General features: G+C 68.5%; 15 protein-coding genes. 6 read left to right on the top strand and 9 right to left on the bottom strand.

Annotated features, from left to right (window positions below; translation table 11 throughout):
* Positions 1–49: 49 nt before the first annotated feature.
* Both ptsP and BSY19_RS10380 read right to left on the bottom strand, forming a co-directional pair.
* Positions 50–2,317: a phosphoenolpyruvate--protein phosphotransferase gene (ptsP, locus tag BSY19_RS10385; RefSeq protein WP_069054105.1), complete on the bottom strand. Its 2,268-nt coding sequence runs from the start codon at positions 2,315–2,317 to the stop codon at positions 50–52.
* Positions 2,318–2,463: 146 nt separating this feature from the next.
* On the bottom strand, positions 2,464–4,059 hold the full coding sequence (locus tag BSY19_RS10380; RefSeq protein WP_069054104.1) for an alpha,alpha-trehalose-phosphate synthase (UDP-forming): 1,596 nt from the start codon (positions 4,057–4,059) through the stop codon (positions 2,464–2,466).
* Positions 4,060–4,286: 227 nt separating this feature from the next.
* Here BSY19_RS10380 and otsB point away from each other — a divergent pair, with 227 nt between their 5' ends.
* Together otsB and BSY19_RS10370 are read left to right on the top strand one after the other, a co-directional pair.
* Positions 4,287–5,078, top strand: coding sequence for a trehalose-phosphatase (otsB, locus tag BSY19_RS10375; protein ID WP_069054103.1), 792 nt, complete (start codon positions 4,287–4,289; stop codon positions 5,076–5,078).
* A 4-nt stretch (positions 5,079–5,082) separates the two neighbouring features.
* On the top strand, positions 5,083–6,924 hold the full coding sequence (locus tag BSY19_RS10370; protein ID WP_083247521.1) for a glycoside hydrolase family 15 protein: 1,842 nt from the start codon (positions 5,083–5,085) through the stop codon (positions 6,922–6,924).
* A gap of 140 nt (positions 6,925–7,064) precedes the next feature.
* Here the strand turns inward: BSY19_RS10370 and BSY19_RS10365 are convergent, their stop codons facing one another.
* The 5 genes from BSY19_RS10365 to BSY19_RS10345 all read right to left on the bottom strand — a co-directional run bounded on the left by BSY19_RS10365 (position 7,065) and on the right by BSY19_RS10345 (position 14,041).
* Complete coding sequence (locus BSY19_RS10365; RefSeq protein WP_069056985.1) at positions 7,065–8,264, bottom strand: M20 family metallopeptidase; 1,200 nt, start codon at positions 8,262–8,264, stop codon at positions 7,065–7,067.
* 116 nt (positions 8,265–8,380) lie between these two features.
* Positions 8,381–11,152, bottom strand: a complete 2,772-nt coding sequence (locus BSY19_RS10360) for a tetratricopeptide repeat protein (protein ID WP_069054102.1) — start codon at positions 11,150–11,152, stop codon at positions 8,381–8,383.
* A 144-nt stretch (positions 11,153–11,296) separates the two neighbouring features.
* The gene (locus BSY19_RS10355; RefSeq protein WP_069054101.1) at positions 11,297–11,803 is read right to left on the bottom strand and encodes a DinB family protein; all 507 of its coding nucleotides are present in this window, start codon (positions 11,801–11,803) and stop codon (positions 11,297–11,299) included.
* A gap of 11 nt (positions 11,804–11,814) precedes the next feature.
* Positions 11,815–13,038, bottom strand: coding sequence for an NAD(P)/FAD-dependent oxidoreductase (locus BSY19_RS10350; RefSeq protein WP_069054100.1), 1,224 nt, complete (start codon positions 13,036–13,038; stop codon positions 11,815–11,817).
* Positions 13,039–13,126: 88 nt separating this feature from the next.
* Complete coding sequence (locus BSY19_RS10345; RefSeq protein WP_069054099.1) at positions 13,127–14,041, bottom strand: LysR family transcriptional regulator; 915 nt, start codon at positions 14,039–14,041, stop codon at positions 13,127–13,129.
* Between the two features lie 109 nt (positions 14,042–14,150).
* Between BSY19_RS10345 and amaB the strand changes: the two genes are divergently transcribed.
* The 3 genes from amaB to BSY19_RS10330 all read left to right on the top strand — a co-directional run bounded on the left by amaB (position 14,151) and on the right by BSY19_RS10330 (position 18,327).
* The gene (gene amaB, locus BSY19_RS10340; protein ID WP_069054098.1) at positions 14,151–15,671 is read left to right on the top strand and encodes an L-piperidine-6-carboxylate dehydrogenase; all 1,521 of its coding nucleotides are present in this window, start codon (positions 14,151–14,153) and stop codon (positions 15,669–15,671) included.
* Positions 15,672–15,811: 140 nt separating this feature from the next.
* The gene (locus BSY19_RS10335) at positions 15,812–17,029 is read left to right on the top strand and encodes an acyl-CoA dehydrogenase (RefSeq protein ID WP_069054097.1); all 1,218 of its coding nucleotides are present in this window, start codon (positions 15,812–15,814) and stop codon (positions 17,027–17,029) included.
* Positions 17,030–17,139: 110 nt separating this feature from the next.
* Positions 17,140–18,327: a CaiB/BaiF CoA transferase family protein gene (locus tag BSY19_RS10330; RefSeq protein WP_069054096.1), complete on the top strand. Its 1,188-nt coding sequence runs from the start codon at positions 17,140–17,142 to the stop codon at positions 18,325–18,327.
* A gap of 5 nt (positions 18,328–18,332) precedes the next feature.
* On the opposite strand, the gene BSY19_RS10325 is transcribed toward BSY19_RS10330, so the two are convergent.
* Entirely contained in the window at positions 18,333–18,716 is a 384-nt protein-coding gene (locus tag BSY19_RS10325; RefSeq protein ID WP_069054095.1) for a type II toxin-antitoxin system VapC family toxin, read from the bottom strand.
* On the bottom strand, positions 18,713–18,967 hold the full coding sequence (locus tag BSY19_RS10320; protein ID WP_069056984.1) for a type II toxin-antitoxin system Phd/YefM family antitoxin: 255 nt from the start codon (positions 18,965–18,967) through the stop codon (positions 18,713–18,715). The genes BSY19_RS10325 and BSY19_RS10320 overlap by 4 nt, the downstream gene beginning before the upstream one ends.
* A 53-nt stretch (positions 18,968–19,020) precedes the next feature.
* Here BSY19_RS10320 and BSY19_RS10315 point away from each other — a divergent pair, with 53 nt between their 5' ends.
* Positions 19,021–20,697, top strand: coding sequence for a thiamine pyrophosphate-binding protein (locus BSY19_RS10315; protein ID WP_069054094.1), 1,677 nt, complete (start codon positions 19,021–19,023; stop codon positions 20,695–20,697).
* The last annotated feature ends 18 nt before the right edge of the window (positions 20,698–20,715 follow it).

Genomic DNA, 20,715 nt, shown 5'->3' with positions numbered 1-20,715 from the left:
AACTCGAAACGACGATCGGAGGGCTCGGTGCACGCGGGACGACGGCCCGCTAGACCGGCACCTTGCATTCGGCGGCGAAGGCCGCGAGTTGCGGACGCAGACTGGCGGCGCCGTCGCCGGAGGCCAGCATCCAGTCGACCCGCTCGGTCAGCCGGGCGACGTCGAGCGCGCGCAGCATCGCCTTGACCGGTCCGACCGAGGCCGCCGACATCGAGAAGGCGCGATAGCCGAGGCCGATCAGGGCCATCGTCTCGAGCGGCTTGCCGCCCATCTCGCCGCACACCGTGACGGGGCAGTTCGCCTTGGACGCCGCCTCGACGATGCTGCGCAGCGCGCGCAGGGCGCCGGCCCCGAGGGGGTCGAAGCGGTCGGCGACGCGCTTGTTCTCGCGGTCCGCCGCGAACAGGAACTGCATCAGGTCATTCGTGCCGATCGAGAGGAAATCGGCCTCGCGCACGATCTCCGGCAGCTCGAACAGGAGCGACGGCACCTCCACCATGACGCCGAGCTGCAGGCTCAGCGGCGGCACATGCCCCTGCTTGGCGAGCATCGCCTGCTCGCGCCGCACGATCGTGCGGGCGCGCTGGAACTCGTCGACGGTGGCGATCATCGGCAGCATGATCTTCATGTCGCGGCCCGATCCCGCCCGCAGCAGGGCCCGGATCTGGGCGCGCAGCAGGCGCGGCTTGTCGAGGCCGATCCGGATCGCCCGCCACCCCAGCGCGGGGTTCTCCTCCTCGACGCGCTCCATGTAGGGCAGCACCTTGTCGCCTCCGATGTCGAGCGTGCGGAAGGTCACGGGGCGCCCCTGCGCGTGGTCGAGCACGGCGGTGTAGAGCGCCTGCTGTTCGCTCGTCGTCGGCATGTGCTCGGCGACCATGAACTGCAGCTCGGTGCGGAACAGGCCGATGCCGGCCGCCGCCGTCGCTTCCAGATTCGGCATGTCGACCAGCAGGCCGGCATTGATCTGGAGCACGATCGGCACGCCGTCGCGGGTGACGCCCGGCTGGCTCTTGAGCTTGCGGTACTGCTCCTGCTTGCGGGCCCGCAGCCGCGCCTTGTCCTTGTAGGCGTTCTCGACGTCGGGCTGGGGCCGGATCTGGACCTCGCCGGCCTGGCCGTCGACGATGACCGCGTCGCCGGACTGGATCAGCGCGGTGGCGTTGACGATCTCGCCCACAGCGGGAATGCCGAGCGCGCGGGCCACGATGGCGATATGGCTGGTCGGCCCGCCCTCTTCGAGAACGAGGCCGCGCAGATGGGCGCGATCGTAATCGAGCAGCGCGGCCGGGCCCATGGAGCGCGCGATCAGGATCGCGTTCTCGGGCATCTCCTCGCGCGCGACGCCATTGGCCTTGCCGACGAGGGTCCGCAGCAGCCGGTTGGCCAGGTCGTCGAGATCGTGCAGGCGCTCGCGCAGATAGGGGTCCGTTTGGCGCAGCATCTTGGCGCGCGTGTCGGACTGGACGCGCTCGACCGCCGCCTCGGCGGTGAGGCCGGTCAGCACCACCTCGCGCATGCGGCGCAGCCAGCCCTGGTCATGGGCGAACATGCGGAAGGTCTCGAGGACGTCGCGATGCTCGCCGATATGGGCGACGTCGCCACGCTCGATCAGCTCGTCGATCGAGGCGCGCATCTCGGCGATGGCGTCCTCCAGCCGCTTGACCTCGGCGGCCGGGTTCTCGGCGATGAGATTGGTGATCGCGACGCGCGGCTCGTGCAGTACGGCATGGCCGAGGCCGACGCCGTCGGCGAGCGAGACGCCGACGCCATGGATCGGACGGTCGAGGCCGATCGAGGCGCCCGGCCGCGCCAGGGATTTCAGCCCGCCGGCCGCGATCATCTCCGCCATGATCATGGCGGTGGTCTGCAGCGACTCGATCTCCTCGTCGCTGTAGAGGCGCGAGGCGCGGTTCTGGATGACGAGCACGCCCATCACCGCACCGCCGCGCAGGATCGGCACGCCGAGGAAGGAGCGATAGACCTCTTCGCCCGTCTCGGGCCGGTAGGAGAAGGCGGGGTGGTTCTGCGCGTCTGACAGCGCCAGCGGCGCGGCTTCTCGCGCGATCAGGCCGACGAGGCCCTCGCCGGCACGCATGGTGGTAAGATGGACCGCCTCGCGGTTCAGGCCTTCGGTGGCGTAGAGCTCGAGCGAGCCGTCCTCACGCAGCACATAAACGGAGCAGACTTCGGCGACGAGATTGCCGGCGATCAGGACGACGAGCCGGTCGAGCCGCTCCTGCGGGCTGATCGAGGCCGCCATCACCTCACGAAGGCGGCGCAGCAGAACGCCCGATCCTCCGAGAGCACCTCGCATCGATCTATCGTCCTCCGCCAGCCTGGCCGTCACGGCCGCTATGCATCGCAGACCTGACACCTGTCATGGCCGAGTCGCAAGCTCTCCTGCCTTGCGGGCGTTCTAGCCACCGCGCGCGGGGTTCGGCAAGGGCCGGGGCGGCAGCCTCAGCCGGACGGTGACGCAGGCCGCCGGGAAGCGGGTGCCCGACCGGTCTTCGCCGGAGTCCGGCTGGCCCGCCCCTGGCCGGGTTTTGGGGCGTCATCAAGGGCGCCGGCCTTGCGGCGCGGCGGCTTGGGCCGGCCGCTTTTCGCAGCCGGGGTCACGGCAGGGCGCGACGTCACGACGGTGCTGGTCTCGTTGCGCGGCGACGGGCTATCGGACGGCGTGACCTCGATGTCCGACAGCGCATCGAGATAGCGCTGCGTCCACCAGCCGATGTCGGTCGCCTCGATCGTCGCATAGAGGCGCTCGAAGCGTCGGATCCGTTCCGATTTCGGCATGGCGAGTGCGGTGCGGATGGCCTCGGCGACCTCATGCAGGTCGTAAGGGTTGACGATCAATGCCTCGCCCATCTGGTGGGCGGCGCCGGCGAAGCGCGACAGCACCAGAACGCCGGGATCGGCCGGGTCCTGCGCCGCGATGTACTCCTTCGCGACGAGGTTCATCCCGTCCCGCATCGGCGTGACGAGGCCGACCTGGGCGCGACGGTAGAAGCCGGCCAGAGCGTTGCGCGAATAGGCCTTCTTCACGACGCGGATCGGCGTCCAGTCGAACTCGCCCAGCGCCGCGTTGAGGCGCCCCGCGACCTCGTCGGACTGCCGGTCGAGCTCGGCATATTCGGGCACGTCCGAGCGCGAGGGCGGTGCGATCTGCAGCAGGCCGACGCGGCCGCGCTGGTCGGGATGGCTGCGCAGGAAGTGACCGAAGGCCTCCAGCCTCTGGACGATGCCCTTCGAGTAATCGAGGCGGTCGACCCCGATCACCAGCTTGCGCTCGCCCAGCGACTGGCGCGTCGTCTTCAGTGGCGTCGTCGCGGACCGGACCGAGGCCGCGGCGAGCTTGCGGAAGGCCTCGACATCAATGCCGATCGGGAAGGGCTGGATGATGGTTTCGCGCCGTCCGACCCGGACCTTGCGTCCGTCGCTGCGGGCGCCGCTCATCGCCGAGAGACAGCCGATCAGGTTCGAGACGTCGGTCGCCGTCTGCAGGCCGACGAGGTCGTAGGCCATGATCGTGCTCGCGAGGGTGGCGGCGAAGGGCAGCGCCCCGAACATCTCGGCCGGCGGCCAGGGGATGTGGTGGAAATAGCCGATCCGGTTGGTCACGCCGCGGCGACGCAATTCGGCCGCCAGCGGAATCAGGTGGTAGTCGTGGATCCAGATGACGTCGTCGGGCCGGAGCAGGCCGACCAGCGCCTTGGCGAAGCGGCGATTGACCGCGAGATAGCCGGCATAATCGACCCGCGAGAACTCGGTGAGCCCGAGCCGGTAATGCATCAGCGGCCAGAGCGCGCGGTTGGAGAAGCCGAGATAATAGGATTGGCGCTCGGCCTCGGTCAGATCGGTGACGGCATAGGTGACGTTGCCGCGCTCGGCGATGCGCGGCGGCGCGCTGGCCTCCGCCACCTCGCCGCTCCAGCCGAACCAGAGGCCGCCCCGTTTCTCCAGCGCCTCGCGCAGCGCCACCGCCAACCCGCCCGCAGCCGCCTTTTCGTTTCGCTCGGGAATCGTGACGCGGTTCGAAACGACGACGAGGCGCATGGCCGAACAACCCTCCTTTGTCGCGGCCCGACGGCCGCAGCCGCCCGAAATTCGACAGGGGCAGGAACAGAACGCCCGGCGGGGCGTATTGTTTCCGCAGGCCGGCAGCCGCTCACCCGGCGGCGGGCGGACGCATGGCGGCGCCACCGGGCCGCCATGCCAGGATCGAGGCGGGGAGAGAGGCCATTCACCCGAAGCAGAACCAGGATTCGACCCGGACTGTCCCGATGACCCTGACGCATCCCGAACCAGCGAACGGCGCCCCCCTTTCGGATGACCGGCGCGCGATCGCGCTGTTTCTCGATTTCGACGGCACGCTGGTGGAGATCGCCCCCTCGCCCGCCGATGTGCGCCTCGACCGGCGCGTGCCGGCGGCGCTGGAGGCCCTGCGCGGCAGCCTGTCGGGTGCGCTCGCGCTCGTCTCGGGACGGCCGGTCTCGTTCATCGACGGCGTGCTCGATCCCTACCGGTTCGATGTGGCCGCGCTGCATGGGGCGGAGATCCGGCTCGGCGGTCGGATTCACAGCCACACGGAAGCATCGGCGCCGATGCGGGACGCGCTGCGCAATCTGGTGCGCTTCGCCAACAGCCATGTCGGCGTCATCGTCGAGAACAAGGACCTTTCGATCGCGCTGCATTGGCGCCTGGCACCGCAGCTCAAGGACGAGGCACTCGCCCTGATGAGTGCCTTGGCCGAGCGCCTGGGCCCCACGGTCCGCCTGCAGGAGGGCAAGGCGGTCGCCGAGCTGGTTCCGGCTTCGGCCAGCAAGGGCGCGGCGATCGCGCAGCTCATGCAGGAGCCCCCCTATGCCGGCCGGCTGCCGGTCTTCATCGGCGACGACATCACCGACGAGCACGGCTTCGAGGCGGTCAACGCGCTCGGAGGACTGTCGATCCGCATCGGCGACGGCGAGACGCGGGCCAGGCTGCGGATCGCCTCTCCCACGGCGCTGCGTGCGATCCTGCTCGACGCCGCCGATCGCGGCAGCCTGACGGCTTCACATTTCCACCAGGGATGACCCCATGACTGTTTCGACGATGCCTGCGGGGCCGCATTCGGCCTCGCTCGACCTCGGCGTGATCGGCAACTGCTCGATCGCGGCGCTCATCGACCGGCGCGCCCGGATCGTCTGGGGTTGCTTCCCGCGCTTCGACCGCGACCCGGTCTTCTGCGCGCTGATCGACAACCAGCCCGGCGACGGTGATGCGATGCCGCGCAAGGGCGTCTTCGCGATCGAACTGGTCGGCATGACGCGCTGCGAGCAGTCTTACCTCGACAACACCGCGATCCTGTCCTCGGTACTATCCGACGACCATGGCAACGCCATCGAGGTCCTCGATTTCGCGCCACGCTTCGTGCGCTATGAGCGCTTTTTCCGGCCGCCACAGATCGTCCGTCGCGTCCGCCGAATCTCCGGGCGGCCACGGATCCGCGTCGTCGTGAAGCCCTCCCTCGGCATCGGCGAGGAGCCCGCCGAGATCACACGCGGCTCCAACCATGTCCGCTTCGTCGGCGCCGACCAGACCATCCGCCTGACCACGGACGCGCCGATCTCCTATGTCGTCGATGGGGTGGCCTTCGCGGTCGACCGGCCATTCTCGTTCTTCATCGGCTCCGACGAGGCGCTGCGGGCCGAGATCGAGGAAACCTCGCGCGCCTTCCTCGACAAGACCACCGACTACTGGCGCGACTGGGTGCGCTCGCTGTCCTTGCCCTTCGAGTACCAGCGCGAGGTCATCCGGGCCGCGATCACGCTCAAGATGTGCGCCTTCGAGGAGACCGGCGCCATTGTCGCCGCTCTGACGACGTCGATCCCCGAGGCGCCGGGCACGCAGCGCAACTGGGATTACCGCTTCTGCTGGCTGCGCGATGCCTATTTCGTGGTGCATGCCCTGAACCGGCTCGGCACAACGCGAACGATGGAGGATTATCTCGGCTTCATCACCAACATCGTCGACAGCTTCACCGAAAGCGGCGCCGAGCATCTGCCGCCGCTCTATCCGATCACGCGGGGCGGCACGCTCGACGAATTCGAGGCCGGCAACCTCGCAGGCTATCGCGGCCACCAGCCGGTGCGCTTCGGCAATGGAGCGGCGATCCAGGTCCAGAACGACGGCTATGGCGCCGTCGTGCTCGCGGCGACGCATGCCTTCTTCGACCAGCGCCTCATCAAGCCCGGGAAGGAAGCGCTGTTCGGCCAGCTCGAACGCATGGGCGAACTGGCGATCGCCTATTTCGACAAGCCCGACGCCGGCCCCTGGGAACTGCGCGAGAAGGAGGCGGTGCATTCCTTCTCCAGCGTGATGTGCTGGGCGGCATGCGACCGTCTCGCCCGCATCGCCGGCACGCTCGGCCGCGCCGACCGCAGGGATTACTGGAAGGGCGAGGCCAAGCGGGTCAAGGCCGTCATCCTCGAGCGCATCTGGAACGAGGACAAGGGCCATCTGGTCTCGACCTTCGGCGGGACCGAACTCGACGCCACGCTCCTGCTGTTTTCCGAGCTCGGCTTCCTGAAGCCCGACGATCCGCGCTTCGTCGCCACCGTCGAGGCGATCGGCCGCGACCTGACGCGCGGCGACCTGCTGCTGCGCTACGCGACGCAGGACGATTTCGGCTTCATGCACACCGGCTTCCTGATCTGCGCCTTCTGGTATGTCGATGCACTGCATGCCATCGGCAAGACCGAGGAAGCCAAGGCGCTGTTTGGCCGAATCCTGAAGCGACGCAACAGCTTCGGCCTGCTGTCGGAGGACGCCGATCTGGAGACCGGCGAACTCTGGGGGAATTTTCCCCAGACCTACTCCCATGTCGGGCTGATCAACTCGGCGATGCGGCTGAGCCGCAACTGGGAAGAGGCGTTCTGACGACCGTCAGCCCACAGCCCACCGCCGTCATGCTCGGGCTTGTCCCGAGCATCCACATCTTGAACTCGGCGCTCGACCAGCGAAGACGTGGATGGTCGCCACAAAGGCGACCATGACGACGAAGAGGTGCCCGAACGGCCTCACTCCATCAGCTTGGCCGCGCGCATCACCGACAGCGCCAGCACCTGCGCCGCGGGCACGATGCTCTCGACCTCGAGGAACTCGTCGGGCGTATGGGCCATGCCGCCGATGGGGCCGACGCTGCACAGCGTCGGGCAGCCCTGCGCCGCGGTGAAGCCGGAATCGGCGCAGCCGCCGGTGAACTCGGCGATCGTCGCGATGCCGAGGCCGGCCGACGCCGCACGATAGGTCTCGAACAGCTTCTGCGACTCCGATGTTCCTTCCAGCGGCAGGAACTCGCCCTTGATCGAGAGCACGGCGCCCGTGCCCGGAACGATCGGCGTCTCGACGATGCTGCGGATGGCCTCCACCAGCGCGCTGCGCTGGGCAGCCGTGACATAGCGCAGGTCGATCTCGCACCAGGCATGGGGCGCGACCGTGTTGACCGTCTGGCCGCCGCCGATCAGCCCGACATTGACCGTGATGCCCTTCTCCAGATCGGTGAGGCCCTGGAGCTTGGGAATCTTGTGGCCGAGATCGACGATGGCCGAGGCGCCCTTCTCGTAATTCGCGCCGGAATGGGCGGGCTTGCCGGTAAACTCGGCCCGCATGAAGACGCCGCCCTTGCGGCCGCTGGTGACCGACTGGCGCCGGTCGCGGGCGAAATCACTGCCGACCGGCAGGCGGCTGGGCTCAGCGTTGAAGACGCAGCGTGATTCGCGCGCCGCCGCCTCGATCACCGGGCGCGAGGAGGGCGAGCCGATCTCTTCGTCGCTCGTCGTCAGCATCGTCAGCGGTGCGGAGAGGCCGCCGCACTCGGCGAAGGCCGCAGCGACGAAGGCCTCGATGACGAGACCCGCCTTCATGTCGGCGACGCCCGGCCCATAGGCCCGGCCATCCTTGATCGAGAACGGCCGTCGCCTCGGCTCGCCCTTGGGGAAGACGGTGTCGCGATGGCCGAGCAGCAGCACCGGGCGCTGGTCATTGGCGGTGGGGTTCGGCAGGCGCGCCTTCACCGCATCGCCATAGCGGCCATCGGGAATGATCTCGACGTCGAGCCCGTTGCGCTCATGGAAACGGGCGAGCACCTGCCCGGCGCGATCGACGCCCTCCTTGTCGTAGGAGCCGGAATCGGTATCGACCATCTCGCGCAGCAGCGCGACCATCGCGTCCTTGCGGTCGGCGAGCCAGGCTGTGACCTTGGCTTCCTCGGGCGTCATCGCGCTCATCGCTCGTTCTCATGGTTCCGGACGGGACTAGTCTGGACCTTAGACAACGTGCCAGCAGATCGGAAGCGCATCGCTGCCAGCGGGGCTGCGCAAAAAGCGCGGAGCGCCTATTTCGGTGCCGCCATTTTCCGGATGAGCGCGTCCCGCGCGGCGCGAGCCTGGGCACGCAATGCCTCGTCGTCGGGTGTTCGGACCGGCTGTTCGAGCGCCTTGGCGTAATAGCCCAGCGCCAGTTGGTCCGAGGCGATCTCGGCATAGAGATCGCCCAGCCGCTTGTTGGCGAGCAGGGCGGCGTCGGGCCTCCCTGCCGCATCCTCGAACGCGCCGATGGCGCCCGGCGCGTCACCGTTGCGGCGTCTCAGTTCGGCCAGCGCCAGCAGAATCCGGGCGTCGTCGCTGCGAACATTGCGAGCCGCCTCCGCATCGGCCAGCGCCGCCTTCAGATCGCCCTGCCCCGTCCGTGCCTCGATCCGGATCAGCAGCGCTTCTGTATCCGTCGCGCGCAAAGCCAGATGCGCCGTCGTGTCCTCCGCTGCGCCGCCGAAATTGCGCAGCCCGAGCCGGGCTTTCGCGCGCAGCACAAGCAGGCCCGGCTCCGGGGCGGGAGCCGCCAGGGCCAGGCCGGCGAACCGCTCGGTCGCGGCGAGATCGCCCGTCGCGAGATGGATGCGCGCGGCGAGCGCCAGCCAGCGCGGCTCATTGGGCTCGATGCGCAGCGCCATCGCGATATCGGTCAGTGCGGCAGGATTGTCGGCGGCGAGGGACAGTCTGGCGCGTTCGCCATAGGCGCGCGCGCGATCGGGCATGCGCCGGATCGCCTCGCCGAAATCGGCATGGGCGGCCCGGGACTGGTTCAGCTGAACACGCGCGAGCCCGCGATACAGGAACAGATTCGCCATGTGCCCAGGCGTGATGCCCATGCTCGCAGCTTTGAGAGGGATCGCGACCGTCTCGTCGATTGCGGCGGTCAGGTCGGCAACCGCTTCGAGGGCATTCCCAAGTTGGGCGGAGGCGATCCCGCGGACGGCGCTGGCGCCGCTGTGGGCGCGATTGGCCGTGAGGGCAGCCGAAGCGACTTCACGTGCCGCAGCCGCATCGCCACGAGCGAGCAGGGCCCGCGCGCGCAGCGCCTGACGCGTCGTCTCGTTGCCAAGATGGCCCTGCGGCTGGCCATCGAGCATGGCCAACGCTTCATCGGTGTTGCCGGTTTCGATGAGGGCGATGACGAGATCATCGTCATTGAGAAACCGGCGGCGGTCATCGGGCACCACCCGCCGGATTTCTCTCAGGTCGGCCAGCGCCGCTGCGGCGCGGCCGGCCATCAGCTGCATGGTCCCGCGCATTTCGAGGGCATAGGGAGCCGCCCCCTCGCGCTTCAGGATCTCGGTCAGGTCCGCGATGGCCGCCTCGTAATCGCCCTTGCCCTGAGCCGCCGTCGCACGCGTCAGCAGGGCTTCCTCGTACGCCGGTGCCCCGGGGGACGCACGACGCACGGCGCTGTCGGCGTCCGCCCAGGCCCGCTCATAGGGTTTCAGATCGGCATCGTAGCGATAGGTCGCCATGTGTGCGTAGGCGCGGGCGATCGTCGCCGGGAGGTGATCCGGCGCCGCGGCGACGGCGAGATCGAGATCGCCCAGCTGCTCGGCGAAAGGGCGCGCCCGCGAGCGCAGGATCAGCCGGTCGGCCCGCTCCTGCGGCGTCGTCGCGGTCTCGACCAGCCGGTTGCAACTCTGGAGCCGCAGCGGATCGTCGCGCTTGTCACAGCGCGCCTTCAGTTCGGCCTCGCCCAGATCGGTAACGAGGATCGGTTTGGGCTTGTCGAGTTCCGCGACACGGGCGGCGTGGCGGGCACGCGAGGCGATGTCGTAGCCCATCTTCGCATCGGTACGCGCGGCCGAGGCGGCAAGGACCGCTCGGGCCGCCGCCTCGTTGCCCGACGTCAGCAGGATGTCGGCCTTGAGCTCATGGGCGTCGAACAGCGACGGATCGAGTTCGATCGCCTTGTCGGCGTCGGCGGTCGCCGCGGCGACATCCTTCATCGCCAGCCGGATCGCGGCGCGCGTGGCATAGGCACGGCCAAAGCGCGGGGCGGCCTGAATGACGGCGTCGGCGTCCGCCAGCGCCCCCTCGAGATCCCGCCGGGCCAGACGCGCCCGGGCGCGGATTTCGGTGAGGCTGGACTGGGTCGGAAAGGCCTGCAGCCCCTCCGTCGCTTCGCGGATCGCTGGATCGAAGGTGCCGAGATAAAACAGGCTGCGCGCTTTGGTGATGAAGGCCTCGGGGCCGCGAAAGCCGGCGGCGCGGGCCCTGTCGATCTGCTCGACGGCATCGCCATAGCGACCGGTCGAATAATGCAGCAGCCCAAGCGTATAGGCGCTGCGGGGATGGTCCTTCTGCCAGAACAGGCCCTGCCGGAGATCGGCGCCCGCTCCGGCGAAGTCATACTGCAGCATCTTCAGATAGCCGCGATTGGCGTAGTTGTCGGCGTCGAAGGGCGCCATCTCGAGCGCTGTGGTGAAGTCCGCCATCGCGCCTGCCGTGTTGCCCAAGCCGAAGCGGATCTGGGCGCGGTCGCGATAGAGGGCCATCGCGCTGGGAGCGAGCTTGATCGTCTCGCTGTAATCCTTCTCGGCCTCGGCCAGGCGGTTGAGGGCCCAGTAGGCCTGGGCGCGGCTGAGCAGCGCCGAGGCCTTTACCTTGCGGTCCCCACGCCCCTTGATGATCGTGGTGCAGGCGGCGATCGCCCGCTCGGTCTTCTCGGCCCTGCAGAGCGTAACGGTCTCGGCCTTCTGGGCCAAGGCCTGTGTGGGAGAGACGGACAGGGCCGCGACCAGCGGCAGCGCGGCGAGCGATGCGATCTTTGAGAACGAGCAGGCCATCGACCACCCTCCCCTGCCGACCATCGCTGGTTGACGCTGCGGGATCGTAGCAAAGGTCGATCATGCCGTCATGCTGCTTTGCGCGGCAGGTGGCACCTGGCTGCAAGCGGCCGTCGCGGCGCGCGCGCCCAGCCCGGCCGCCGCTCAGGCTTCCGGCTCCAGCAGCATCAGATCGGTGTCGTCCGGCTTCGCGCCGGCCGCCGTCAGCATGGCATGGACCTGGCCGCGATGATGGGTCTGGTGGTTGAACAGCTGGACGACCAGCAGCGCGCGGGGCTTGCGCATCTCGCGCTGCATCGCGCCGGAAAACCAGACGAGATCGCCGGCCAGCCATTCGGCCGACAGGTCACGCGCCCATTCAGCGATCGTACCGTCGAAGGCCTGCCGCTGGGCGACGAGATCGTCCCAGTCGGCGACGAGGTCGGCGGATTCATGGATGCGCTGGGTCGGCTTGGGCGTGCCGGCAAAGCGCGAAAGCCACATCCGGTCGCCCCAGAGCAGATGGCAGAACGTGCCGTGGATCGAACCGAAGAAGGCGCCGCGATCCTGCCGCCGCGCCGCGTCGTCGAGCGTCGCTGCCGCCGTGAAGAGGCTGCGGTTCTGCCAGGCGTTGTAGCGCGCCATGGTGCGGACATAGCTCGTGTCGATCATGGCAGGCCCGATCAAATAATGTTGGTTTCCAGCAGCGGCTGCCCGGCGACGATACGCTCATGACCGAGATCGGACAGGTCGAGGCTGCGATAGCCGCCATGCAGGATGTGCTCGGCGAGACCGCGCCCCACCGCCGGCGCCTGCTGCAGGCCATGGCCGGAAAAGCCGTTGGCGAGGTAGAGACCCGAGAGGCCGACCGCCGGGCCGACGATGGCGTTGTGGTCGAGCTCGTTCATGTCATAGGGGCCCGCCCAGGCCCGGCCGGGCCGGATCTGCTCGAAGGCCGGGACACGGTGGGCGAGCGCCGGCCAGACGACCTCCTCGAAGAAGCCCCAGTCGACATCCTCGACATCCACGTCGGTCTCGATCCACTCCCGGTCCTGCTCGGGCGTCAGCGGCGAGCAGCTGCCGATGAAGAGCTGGCCGTCGCTGCCGCGCTTGCCCTCGGGCCGGCACCAGGAGCCGCTGCGGTCGATCAGCAGCGGGCAGTTGTCGACCTCGCCCTTGCAGAGGAAGGAGAAGACATAGCGCTTCATCGACCGCACGGGGATCGTCACGCCGGCCGTGGCGGCGAGGCGGGCGCCATGCGTGCCCGACGCATTGACCGCCGCGCCGCAGGCGATGCGGCTGCCATCGGCGAGTGCGACGCCGGTGACACGGCCGTCCTCGACCATGTACCGGGCCACCTCGCCCTGGCGGTATTCGACGCCGAGCGACCGCGCCTTCTTGCGAAACGCTTGCAACAAGGCCCAGCCGTCGAACCAGCCCTCGCCGCTGACGCCGAAGCTGCCGCAGGCGATGTCCTCGGTGTTCATCCAGGGAAATTTGCTGCGCAGCATGGGTGCAGCATAAAGTGCAATATCGGCGCCCTCAGCGGCCTGCAGCGCCTGGTTGGCGGCGAGCACGGGAGCCCCCTCCTCGCCCGCCAGATAGAGATAGCCGCCCTCGTGCAGATCGATGACCGGCGCCTCGCCTTCGACGGCGAGCCGGGTGCCGATGTTGCGCAGGAAATCGATGCCGTGCAGCGAGATGCGAATGTTCACCGCGCTCGAATATTGCTGGCGGATCGACGCGGCCGACAGCGCCGAGGCGGCGTAGCGATAGGTCGGGTCCTTCTCGACGACGACGATCCTGCCCCTGAAACCCGGATCGGCGGCGAGGTGATAGGCGACCGAGGAGCCGAGGGCACCTCCGCCGCAGATGACGACGTCGGCGGATTCGGACGAAGACGACATGGCGGGTCCCAAGCCAGAGACGGGTGCGCGCTGCGACCCGGTTGATGAACGCTGCGCATGAATGGCGTGGCCGGCGAAACTTGTCGAGTCAGCTTGCCATCTCGCATTCGGCCAGCAGCCAGTCGCGGAAGGCCGCGACCGCCGGCAGTTCCGCGCGGGTCTCGGGATAGACCAGGTAGTAGCCTTCCGTGCCGGTGACAGGCCGATCGAAGGGAATGACCAGCGAGCCGGAGCGGAGTTCCTCCTCGACCAGGAAACGCGGCACGATGGCCAGCCCGAGACCGGCGACGGCCGCTTGGGACACCATGGCGAACTGCTCGAAGCGCGGCCCCATCAGCGCCCGCTGTGGCGGCAGCCCCTGCTGCTCCAGCCAGTTCGCCCAGGCGCGGGGCCGCGTCGATTGCTGCAGGAGGGAGCCCCTGAGCATGTCGGCGGGTTCCGTCAAGCCCAGGCGCGCCACCAGGCCGGGCGCCGCGACGGGCACGATCTCCTCGCCCATCAGGCGGTGCAGCCGCGCGCCGGGCCAGACCGGATCGCCGAAATGGATCGCCGCATCGAGCGGCTCGCGCGCGAAGTCGAAGGGCACGAGCTTCGTGGTGAAGTTGATGGTGATGCCGGGATGCGCCTCGGTGAAGCGCGGCAGGCGCGGGATCAGCCAGCGCGTGCCGAAGGTCGGGAGAATGGCGAGGTTCAGCACACCGCCCGCGCCCCGGAAGGCCATGGTCGAGACGGTGGCCGCCGCCAGCCGCGAAAGTCCGTCGCGGATCTCGGCGGCGTAGGCGGCGCCCGCCGGCGTCAGCGCAACGCGCTGTCTCGCGCGCTGGAACAGGGCGACACCCAGCACCGTCTCGAGATGCGCGACCTGCCGGCTGACGGCGCCCTGGGTCAGGCTCAGCTCCTCCGCCGCACGGGTGAAACTGCCATGGCGCGCCGCGGCCTCGAAGGCCGCCAAAGCCGACAGCGACGGCACGGTGAGGCGCCCTGGCACGATCTCGAGGTTCATGAGCCCTTCTCATCAAGTCGTGAGAACATATCGGTTGCCCGCGCAGGGCGTAAGAGGGCATTCTCGCTGGCCTGACATCCATCCGGCCGAGCCTCGCCCAGGACGCATCATGACCTCTCCCCTCCCCCAGGACGTGCTCGCGCTATTGAAGCGCCTCGGCGTCACGGATGCCGCCTTCGCCGCCGCCGGTCTCGCCGCCCGCTCGCCCATCACGGGCGAGAGCGTCGCGACGCTGCGGGAGACGAGCGCCGCCGAGGCCTCGGCCGCGATCGGCCGGGCGCACGCCGCCTTCCTGGCCTGGCGCAAGGTGCCGGCGCCGCGCCGTGGCGAGTTCGTGCGCCTGCTCGGCGAGGAACTGCGCGCGGCCAAGAACGATCTCGGCCTGCTGGTGACAATGGAAGCCGGCAAGGTGACGTCCGAGGGCCTCGGCGAGGTCCAGGAGATGATCGACATCTGCGACTTCGCCGTCGGCCTGTCGCGCCAGCTCTACGGCCTGACGATCGCGACCGAGCGGCCCAACCACCGCATGATGGAGACCTGGCATCCGCTCGGCGTCTGCGGCGTGATCTCGGCCTTCAACTTCCCCGTCGCGGTCTGGTCCTGGAACGCCGCGCTCGCCTTCGTCTGCGGAGACAGCGTGGTCTGGAAGCCCTCGGAGAAGACCCCGCTGACCGCGCTCGCCGTCCAGGCGATCGTCCAGAAGACGATGAAGCGCTTCGGCCCCGAGGCGCCCGCCGGCCTGTCGGAAGTACTGATCGGCGGTCGCGAGATCGGCGACATTCTCGTGCAGGATCACCGCGTGCCGGTCGTCTCGGCTACGGGCTCGACCCGGATGGGCCAGGAGGTCGGCCAGAAGCTCGCCGCCCGCTTCGCCCGCGCCATCCTCGAACTCGGCGGCAACAATGCCGCGATCGTGGCGCCGTCGGCCGATCTCGACCTCGCGCTGCGCGGCATCGCCTTTGCGGCCATGGGCACCGCCGGCCAGCGCTGCACCACGCTGCGCCGCCTGATCGTGCATGAGAGCGTCTATGACGCGCTGATCCCCAAGCTCATCAAGGTCTATGGCTCGGTGACAATCGGTGATCCGCGCGAAGCCGGCGTGCTGGTCGGCCCGCTGGTCGACGAGGCCGCCTTCAAGGGCATGCAGGCGGCGCTGTCGGAAGCCAAGGCGGCCGGCGGCACCGTCCATGGCGGCGAGCGCGTCACGGTCGGGACGGGGGGCTTCTATGTCCGCCCGGCGATCGTCGAGATGCCCGCGCAGACCGGCCCGGTCGCCCGCGAGACCTTCGCGCCGATCCTCTACGTCATGAAGTACAAGACGCTGGACGAGGCGATCGCGATCCAGAACGCGGTGGGCGCCGGGTTGTCCTCCTCGATCTTCACGCTCGACATGCGCGAGGCCGAGACCTTCATCTCGGGCGAAGGCTCGGACTGCGGCATCGCCAACGTCAATATCGGCCCGTCCGGCGCCGAGATCGGCGGGGCCTTCGGCGGCGAGAAGGAAACCGGCGGCGGCCGCGAGGCCGGCTCCGACGCCTGGAAGGCCTATATGCGCCGGGCCACGAATACGCTCAATTACGGCACGACATTGCCGCTGGCGCAGGGCGTCAGCTTCGATGTGGGTGCGTGACGAACCAAGCCGAGGAACCACACCGTCATTGCGAGCATCGCGAAGCAATCCAGGAGCGGCCGCGCTCGACGCCCCCCTGGATTGCTTCGTCGCTACGCTCCTCGCAATGACGGTGAGCAGGAATGACGAGGGAGACGACCATGGCCGAAGCCGCCCGCAGCCACAGCACCAGCCACAAGCTGGCCGAGTTCACCTGGGACGATGCCTTCCTGCTTGACGAGCAGTTGACCGAGGACGAGCGCCTGATCCGCGACACGGCGCGTGCCTATGCGCAGGAGAAGCTGCAGCCCCGGATCTCGGAGGCCTATCTCGACGAGAAGACCGACCGCTCGATCTTCAACGAGATGGGCGAACTCGGCCTGCTCGGCGTGACCGTCCCGGAAGAGTATGGCTGCGCCGGCGCCAATTACGTGTCCTACGGGCTCGTGGCCCGCGAGGTCGAGCGCGTCGATTCCGGCTATCGCTCGATGATGTCGGTCCAGTCCTCGCTGGTGATGTACCCGATCTACGCCTATGGCGACGAGACCCAGCGCAAGAAGTACCTGCCCAAGCTGGGCTCAGGCGAGTGGGTCGGCTGCTTCGGCCTGACCGAGCCCGATGCCGGCTCCGACCCGGCGGGCATGAAGACCCGCGCTGAGAAGGTCGCCGACGGCTATCGCCTGACCGGCTCGAAGATGTGGATCTCGAACTCGCCGATCGCCGATGTCTTCGTCGTCTGGGCGAAGTCGGCCGCGCATGACAACCAGATCCGCGGCTTCATCCTCGAGAAGGGCATGAAGGGCCTTTCGGCGCCGAAGATCGGCGGCAAGCTTTCCCTTCGCGCCTCGATCACCGGCGAGATCGTCATGGATGGCGTGATCGTGCCGGAAGAGAACCTGCTTCCCAACGTCTCCGGCCTGAAGGGTCCGTTCGGCTGCCTTAACCGCGCGCGCTACGGCATTTCCTGGGGCGTGATGGGCGCGGCCGAGGATTGCTTCCACCGCGCGCGCCAGTACGGGCTCGACCGCAAGCAGTTCAACAAGCCGCTCGCCCAGACGCAGCTCTTCCAGAAGAAGCTGGCGGACATGCTCACCGAGATTTCGCTCGGCCTGCAGGGCTCGCTTCGCGTCGGCCGGCTGATGGACGAGGGCAAGATGGCCCCCGAGATGATCTCGCTCGTGAAGCGCAACAATTGCGGCAAGGCGCTCGACATCGCCCGGCAGGCCCGCGACATGCATGGCGGCAACGGCATCTCGATCGAGTATCATGTGATGCGCCACGCCGCGAACCTCGAGACGGTGAACACCTACGAGGGCACGCATGACGTCCACGCGCTGATCCTCGGCCGGGCCGTCACCGGGCTGCAGGCGTTCTTCTGAGCGTATCCGGCAGCCGTCATGCCCGGGCTTGACCCGGGCATCTCGTCCCGCGTGAACTTCCCCGGAGATGGTCGGGTCAAGCCCGACCATGACGTCGAGCCAAAGGCGCCATGACCGTCACACCTCCCCTCGCCGGCCTGCGCGTCCTCGAACTCGCGCGCATCCTCGCCGGGCCCTGGATCGGCCAGGTCCTGGCCGATCTCGGCGCCGATGTCGTCAAGGTCGAGGCGCCCGAGGGCGACGACACCCGCAAATGGGGGCCGCCCTTCGTCGAGGGCGCGGGCGATGAACATCTGTCTGCGGCCTATTTCCACTCCGCCAACCGCGGCAAGCGTTCGATCACCGCCGATTTCCGCACAGCCGAAGGCCAGGCGCTGGTGCGAAAGCTCGCTGCCCATGCCGATGTCGTGGTCGAGAACTTCAAGGTCGGCGGACTGGAGAAATACGGGCTCGACGCCGCCTCGCTGCGGGCCGCCTATCCGCGGCTGATCTATTGCTCGGTCACGGGCTTCGGCCAGACCGGTCCCTATGCGCCGCGCGCCGGCTACGACTTCCTGGTCCAGGGCATGGGCGGCGTGATGTCGCTCACCGGCGAGCCCGAGGGCGCGCCGATGAAGGCAGCCTATGCGACGGCGGACATCTATACTGGCCTTTACGCCACGATCGGCATCCTCTCGGCACTGCGCCGGCGCGACGCCACCGGCGAAGGCGCGACGCTCGACATGGCGCTGCTCGACAGCCAGATCGCCGTGCTCGGCAACCAGGCGCTGAACTATCTCGTCTCGGGCCAACTGCCGCCGCGGCTGGGCAACGCGCACCCCAACATCGTGCCCTACGACGTGTTCCCCGTTACAGACGGGCACATCATCATCGCAACCGGCAATGACGGGCAGTGGCGCAAGCTCTGCCAGGTGCTGGGCGAGCCGGCACTGGCGGACGACCCCGCTTTTCTCGACAACCGCTCGCGGGTGAAGAACCGCGTCGCGCTCACCGAGCAGCTGAACATCCTTTGCCAGCGCTACACCAAGGCCGACCTGCTGGCCGCGCTGGAGAAGGTCAGTGTCCCGGCCGGCCCGATCAACGCCGTCGATGAGGTCTTCGCCGATCCGCAAGTGATTGCCCGCGGCGTCCGGGTCGATCTCGCCAGCACCGAAGCGAAGGGCGGGGCGATCCCGACCGTCGCCTCCCCGATCGTCATGGACGGTGTCCGGCAGGTCTCGCCGCGTCCAAGCCCGCGTCTCGGCGAGCATGCCGACGAGGTTTTGAACGATCCGGCCTGGGGCGGAGCCGCTCGGTGAGCGCGTCACCAGAGGCGGCGCGCGCCGAGGGCGTCGAAGGCGGTGTCGGAGGCGACGACTGTCAGGTCCTCGATGATCGCTTGCGCCGCCAGCATGCGGTCAAAGGGATCACGCGGCTCTCCTCGGATCGAGCCCGCGAACAGCGCATGGCGATGGGACAGCGGCAGCAGCACGAAGTTCTCATCGGCGCAGCGGCGGTCGAACTCCTCCACCAGCAAAGCGGCCTCGGGCAATTTGCCGATCCGCAGCTTCGTCGAAAGCTCCATGGCCGTGATCGCGCTGACGAACACGATTTCAGCGCGGGTGATGGCTGTCCGTGCGGCGCGACTCAGGCTCGCGCTGTCATTCGCCCACCAGATGAGCGTCGAGGTATCGAGCAGAAGCCTCAATCGCCGTGGCCTTCCCAAAGCCGTAGTTCATCGTCCGGCAGCGGGTCGAAAAACTCCGGCCCGATATCGATCAGGCCCTGCATACGACCTGGCCGGCGCGCCGGCCTGACCTCCGGCTGCACCGTTTCAATCGGCACCAACCGCGCAATCGGCTTGTCGCGTCGCGAGATCACGACTTCGCCGCCCTTCTCGACCTCCTCGAGCAGGCGGGAAAGATGGGTCTTAGCTTCGTGGACGGTGACGCGCGTCATGGCCGCCTCCTCATTCAACATGACCAACTTAGTCAAGTAACGGAAACGCCGCAATGACGACGACCAAGCGCACCGGCGGGCAGATCCTCGTCGACCAACTCCTGATCCACGGCGCGACCGACGCGTTCTGCGTACCGGGCGAGAGTTATCTCGCCGTGCTCGACGCGCTGCACGACGCCAAGCTGAAGGTCACGATCTGCCGGGCCGAGGGCGGCGCCTGCATGATGGCCGAGGCCGCCGGCAAGCTGACGGGAAAGCCCGGCATCTGCTTCGTCACGCGCGGGCCTGGCGCCACGAACGCCTCGCCCGGCGTCCATATCGCGCATCAGGATTCGACGCCGCTGATCTTGTTCGTCGGCCAGATCGACCGCTCGATGCGCGAGCGCGAGGCCTTCCAGGAACTCGACTACCGCGCCGTCTTCGGCACCATGACGAAATGGGCGACCGAGATCGACCAGGCCGAGCGCATCCCCGAGATCATCAGCCGCGCCTTCCATGTCGCCACCTCGGGCCGGCCCGGCCCGGTGGTGATCGCGCTGCCGGAGGACATGCTGACCGACGTCGTCGAAGCGGTCGACGCCGAGCCCTATCAGGTCACCGAAACCCACCCCTCCCTGCTGCAGACGATCGACCTGCAGAAGCGGCTCTGGGCGGCCAAGTCGCCGGTCGCGATCCTCGGCGGCTCGCGCTGGGACCCGCAGGCGATCGCGCGCTTCCAGCGCTTCGCCGAGCGCTTCGACCTGCCCGTCGCCGTCTCCTTCCGGCGGCAGATGCTGTTTCCGGCCGACCACCCGAACTTCGCCGGCGATCTCGGCATTGGCCCCAATCCCAAGCTGCTGGCGCGGATCAAGGAAAGCGACCTCGTCATCCTTGTCGGCGGGCGGCTCTCGGAGATGCCGAGCCAGTCCTACTCGCTGTTCGGCATTCCCAATCCGGGCCGGCCGCTGGTGCATGTCCATCCCGACCCGGAAGAACTGGGGCGGGTCTACCGGCCGACGCTGGCGATCAATGCCTCGCCGACCGCCTTCTGCGCCGCGCTGGAGACGGTGCATCCGCCGCAGCAGATCGCCTGGGCCGGTGCCGCCGCGTCGGCGCATGAAGCCTATCTCGGCTGGAGCGAGCAGCCGGCCCCTGTCGCCGGCACCTTCCACCCGGGCGAAATGGTGCGCTGGCTGCGCAACCACCTGCCGGACGATGCGATCCTGTGCAATGGCGCGGGCAATTACGCGACCTGGGTGCACCGCTTCCACCGCTTCACGAAATTCGCGACGCAGTTGGCCCCGACCTCGGGCTCGATGGGCTATGGCGTGCCGGCTGCGATCGGCGCCAAGCGGCTCTATCCGGAGCGCACCGTCGTGGCCTTCGCCGGCGATGGCTGCTTCCTGATGAACGGGCAGGATTTCGCCACGGCCGTCCAGTATGACCTCCCGGTCATCGTCATCGTCGTCGACAACGGCATGTATGGGACGATCCGGATGCATCAGGAGCGGGAGTATCCGGGCCGCATCTCGGCGACGACGCTGAAGAATCCGGACTTCGCGGCGTATGCGCGTGCGTTTGGCGGGCATGGCGAGCGCGTCGAGACGACCGAGCAGTTCGGCCCGGCCTTCGAGCGTGCGGTCGCCTCGGGCAAGCCCTCGATCATTCACTGCCTGCTCGATCCGGAGGTGATCACGCCGGCCAAGTCGCTCTCGACGATCCGCGCGGAGGCGCTGGCGGCCAAAGGGTGATGGCGGCAGCCGCCGCAT

Origin of the sequence: Bosea sp. RAC05 (genome assembly GCF_001713455.1) — a bacterium.
In the GTDB taxonomy this organism is placed as follows: Bacteria; Pseudomonadota; Alphaproteobacteria; order Rhizobiales; family Beijerinckiaceae; genus Allobosea.
Note: the sequence above shows the minus strand (reverse complement) of the source record. Positions and strands in the feature narration are given on the sequence as shown.

Bases quoted from the DNA above. Each gene is read 5' to 3' on its own strand.
- ptsP (WP_069054105.1), bottom strand. From the start codon at position 2,317: ATGCGAGGTGCTCTCGGAGGATCGGGCGTTCTGCTGCGCCGCCTTCGT.
- BSY19_RS10380 (WP_069054104.1), bottom strand. From the start codon at position 4,059: ATGCGCCTCGTCGTCGTTTCGAACCGCGTCACGATTCCCGAGCGAAAC.
- otsB (WP_069054103.1), top strand. From the start codon at position 4,287: ATGACCCTGACGCATCCCGAACCAGCGAACGGCGCCCCCCTTTCGGAT.
- BSY19_RS10370 (WP_083247521.1), top strand. From the start codon at position 5,083: ATGACTGTTTCGACGATGCCTGCGGGGCCGCATTCGGCCTCGCTCGAC.
- BSY19_RS10365 (WP_069056985.1), bottom strand. From the start codon at position 8,264: ATGACGCCCGAGGAAGCCAAGGTCACAGCCTGGCTCGCCGACCGCAAG.
- BSY19_RS10360 (WP_069054102.1), bottom strand. From the start codon at position 11,152: ATGGCCTGCTCGTTCTCAAAGATCGCATCGCTCGCCGCGCTGCCGCTG.
- BSY19_RS10355 (WP_069054101.1), bottom strand. From the start codon at position 11,803: ATGATCGACACGAGCTATGTCCGCACCATGGCGCGCTACAACGCCTGG.
- BSY19_RS10350 (WP_069054100.1), bottom strand. From the start codon at position 13,038: ATGTCGTCTTCGTCCGAATCCGCCGACGTCGTCATCTGCGGCGGAGGT.
- BSY19_RS10345 (WP_069054099.1), bottom strand. From the start codon at position 14,041: ATGAACCTCGAGATCGTGCCAGGGCGCCTCACCGTGCCGTCGCTGTCG.
- amaB (WP_069054098.1), top strand. From the start codon at position 14,151: ATGACCTCTCCCCTCCCCCAGGACGTGCTCGCGCTATTGAAGCGCCTC.
- BSY19_RS10335 (WP_069054097.1), top strand. From the start codon at position 15,812: ATGGCCGAAGCCGCCCGCAGCCACAGCACCAGCCACAAGCTGGCCGAG.
- BSY19_RS10330 (WP_069054096.1), top strand. From the start codon at position 17,140: ATGACCGTCACACCTCCCCTCGCCGGCCTGCGCGTCCTCGAACTCGCG.
- BSY19_RS10320 (WP_069056984.1), bottom strand. From the start codon at position 18,967: ATGACGCGCGTCACCGTCCACGAAGCTAAGACCCATCTTTCCCGCCTG.
- BSY19_RS10315 (WP_069054094.1), top strand. From the start codon at position 19,021: ATGACGACGACCAAGCGCACCGGCGGGCAGATCCTCGTCGACCAACTC.